Genomic DNA, 3,031 nt, shown 5'->3' on the forward strand with positions numbered 1-3,031 from the left:
TCTGTGTTTGCAAAGTCGGCCAGTATGGCCAGCATCTTCACTTCGGGGTTCTCCGAGTTGAGAAATAAACGGTAGTTCATCTCTGAGATCAGCAGAAGCGGATAGCTGAACTTTAGGTGCTCCGTGTCTATCGACACGGCCATAGATGGCCGTCTTTTGCGAAGGAAGATGACATACTGCCTGACCGGCAGCTTGTACTTCCGCATCAGCATGATGCTGTATTCGGCCATCCGGTAGACCAGCTCTTCTTCGCTTTTTACCTGGAATTCGATTTGGAGGATGAAGGTTTCACCATTTACTGTAGTGATCTTCTTCAGAACGTCGGGCTTGCGCTCCTTGGTGTGCTGGATATCATCGGGAAGCTCTTCAATCTCTGCTACCTCTATTCCTAATACTTCCCTGATAATGACGGGTAGGGTTACCTCCAGGTTCTCTTTCAGAATCTTATCGTACTGGTTCCCCTGCCCACGGTTTGGATTATTATCGGGCATAAACAAAGGTAAGGTTATGTGCGGAGTCTCAGGCTGCTGGATAGATGATCTTCGTCATGTTTTTCGTTATAGATGCCGAACTACTCACTCATATCCATCTAATTCCGCTGTTATGTCTCTTATGAATTCATAAGGATCAACAACAAAACCAGTTTTATTTCCAACAGGGAACGCATTTATTAAATAGCCTTCTTTCTCTATGCGCTTTAAAGTACTTTTCAGAAATTCGTTAATATTAATTTCAATAACTCTAAAACCTGTCCATTCATCAATCATACAATTTAAGGCGTATTCCTTTGCTGGCCACACAGGATAAAGATTGTATTCATTAACGAATGAAGAGGCCCAATCTCCTTCCAAGCTTTCTATGCTATATAGTATCTCTGTATCGGCAACTCGTTTTTACAAATGTTGATAGCGTTTAAATGGCTCTAGAGAAGATACATTTTCTATTTCTTTTTGATTTATTTTCATACATAATCAAGATTAAGATTCAAAGAAAATGCCGAAGCGCCCTCGTTACTTCGATCCTCATTGAATTGTCGTAAACTTTTCCGCCTGAGCATCATAAAACCGTGCTCCATAACCAGCAACACCCCTCCTGTGACTCCTCTTGTTATAAAGATAGTATATGAGGATGTTTATCTTCAGACTACGCTTTCCCTTTCGGGAGCAAGATAATTAAACTTTCTTTCTTCAAACCTGGCTTCTAAATCCTCTATTCCAAACTGTTTCTTAAACTCTACTTCCTCTTTGGTAACAGGAATAAGCCAATAAAAATGTAAGGAGCCTGCTTTTTCTGAATCAAGATTCTCCAGTCCCGGACCGTCCAGATAAGGCAGGGAGATCAAACCGTAGGAAGATTTCGAATTCTTCTGCCATGGACGTCCGAAGTTGACTGTATGATTAAGATCCAGTGGATTTCCGGTTCTGTGATAATGACATACAGCCGCTAATAGTTCAACTATACTATCATCCTGAACTGAGGAAAATATATGTAGTTCAATTGGAACGGCAATTTCAAAAGAAGACATTCCATTCGTAGCATATGTCCACATTTGTCTACTTGACCTGGGTTTAAACTTCATGACTCGAAAATCAGATGCCAGTACTCTCAATGGGCCTTTTTGCCACACTTTTTCTTCAAAACAATCTCCCCAATTTGAAATATAATGGTCTGTTACTATTTGTTTATACTCTCCCATACTCCCTTACTGTCAGAATTTTGTCTCTTTAATATGAAGCGAATAAGGCCATTGGCTTACATCACTGTTATTCAAAGTTAGTTATGCACAAGATTCCATCTGAAAGACAAACAATTGCCATCCAGACATCTTACCATCATGTCGCCATTATCGCGAATGCTCATGCTTCTAAATATATCAGGAAGACCATATTTCCTGACAACTTTATATACCATCATGTCAATCAAAAGTATCTCAAGTTCTGTAATGACGAAAATAAAATTCTTAAATTGCCTGACTTGATAAAAGAAATACGCTAGCTTCAAGTACAAATAAACCTTTTTGTCCGCCAATCCGACAATAGCAAAATCTTGATCTATGCCCACGCAGAAAGCCCTATCGCCAACCATGTACAGATCTGGTTTCAGTAATTCACTTCTCCACCCGAGCCTGTAAATTTCGCCGGTATAATCTGAAATTGTCCCGAAACACCTATCAAACATTTCATCACCAAATAATACCGGAATATCACGGCTTTGATATTCGGATTGCGATATTTGCTTAAATACGACGTTCATGATCCTGGTTGAATAATTTAGGTATAACCGCGATTGTGCCAAGTTAAAAACAATCATGAATTTTCCGACTATTTATCTTCAATATTGCCCGGATCAGGCGCAAATACCGGTTAATAAACATTTAGCTCCCCTATTAAATTAGGCTTTACATTTATTCAATTGAGTACCTGTGTAAAAAAAGAGGCTGAGTTGGAAAAAGACTTTGGCTGGTGGTTGTACCTGTTGAAAAACCTCAGCCGGTTTAACCGGATTCCAGCGGTTCTGAATCACTCGGTGTTTGAATCGTTATTTCATATAGCAGAATACAGTAAATTACCAAAGGAGAAGAAGAAGTTATATGATGCAAATTTAAAAGCCAGATGGGATAACAAGAATGCCATCTATTTTTCTACCGTCGCAAAAAAAGCCACGCAATGGTGGCTATCATTTTAAGAAAGGGAAGTTACGGCTACAACCCTTCTATTTCATCGGAAGTTAAACCAGTGAACTTACTGATTTTTGCTATTGGTAATCCGTCGGCTTTCATAGCCCTGGCAATGGCGCATTTCTCCTCACGCATTTTTGCTTCGGCTTTGGTACGCTCTTCACGTATTTTAGCTTCAGCTATCATCCGTTCTTTCTCTGCTCCTCTGGCTTCACCTCTTTGGAAAAGAAAATCCCTTTCTTCCCGGAAAAATTGACTTACTGCTTGCATAACCTTCTCAAATTGTGGTTGTATACTGCTTCGTAACTGTACAAAGATACGTAATTGTTTGAAATATCTGCTTTGGGCCAGATC

Annotated in this window: 4 protein-coding genes and 2 pseudogenes; 1 reads left to right on the forward strand and 5 read right to left on the reverse strand. The window is 39.8% G+C overall.

Annotated features, from left to right (window positions below):
- The 4 genes and pseudogenes from DDR33_RS24905 to DDR33_RS24920 form a co-directional block, all read right to left on the reverse strand.
- Positions 1-491 (reverse strand): Rpn family recombination-promoting nuclease/putative transposase (locus DDR33_RS24905; protein ID WP_202913848.1); only part of this gene is annotated, 491 nt, incomplete at its 3' end.
- A gap of 84 nt (positions 492-575) precedes the next feature.
- Positions 576-881: pseudogene (locus DDR33_RS24910) on the reverse strand (DUF2750 domain-containing protein); the annotation flags it as partial.
- Between the two features lie 257 nt (positions 882-1,138).
- The gene (locus DDR33_RS24915) at positions 1,139-1,696 is read right to left on the reverse strand and encodes a suppressor of fused domain protein (RefSeq protein ID WP_109418494.1); all 558 of its coding nucleotides are present in this window, start codon (positions 1,694-1,696) and stop codon (positions 1,139-1,141) included.
- Between the two features lie 77 nt (positions 1,697-1,773).
- Positions 1,774-2,253 carry a hypothetical protein gene (locus tag DDR33_RS24920; RefSeq protein ID WP_146198876.1) on the reverse strand — a complete coding sequence of 160 codons (480 nt, stop codon included), beginning with the start codon at positions 2,251-2,253 and terminating at the stop codon, positions 1,774-1,776.
- Positions 2,254-2,385: 132 nt separating this feature from the next.
- On the opposite strand from DDR33_RS24920, the gene DDR33_RS24925 reads away from it, so the two are divergent.
- Complete coding sequence (locus DDR33_RS24925) at positions 2,386-2,685, forward strand: PD-(D/E)XK nuclease family transposase (RefSeq protein ID WP_109418496.1); 300 nt, start codon at positions 2,386-2,388, stop codon at positions 2,683-2,685.
- A 16-nt stretch (positions 2,686-2,701) separates the two neighbouring features.
- Here the strand turns inward: DDR33_RS24925 and DDR33_RS24930 are convergent.
- Positions 2,702-3,031, reverse strand: a pseudogene (locus DDR33_RS24930) (hypothetical protein); the annotation flags it as partial.

It is taken from the genome of Pararcticibacter amylolyticus (genome assembly GCF_003130405.1).
GTDB classification, from domain to species: domain Bacteria; phylum Bacteroidota; class Bacteroidia; order Sphingobacteriales; family Sphingobacteriaceae; genus Arcticibacter; species Arcticibacter amylolyticus.

What these genes read in the sequence shown, in the direction of transcription:
- DDR33_RS24920 (WP_146198876.1), bottom strand. Translation starts at nt 2,253, where the DNA reads ATGAACGTCGTATTTAAGCAAATATCGCAATCCGAATATCAAAGCCGT.
- DDR33_RS24915 (WP_109418494.1), bottom strand. Translation starts at nt 1,696, where the DNA reads ATGGGAGAGTATAAACAAATAGTAACAGACCATTATATTTCAAATTGG.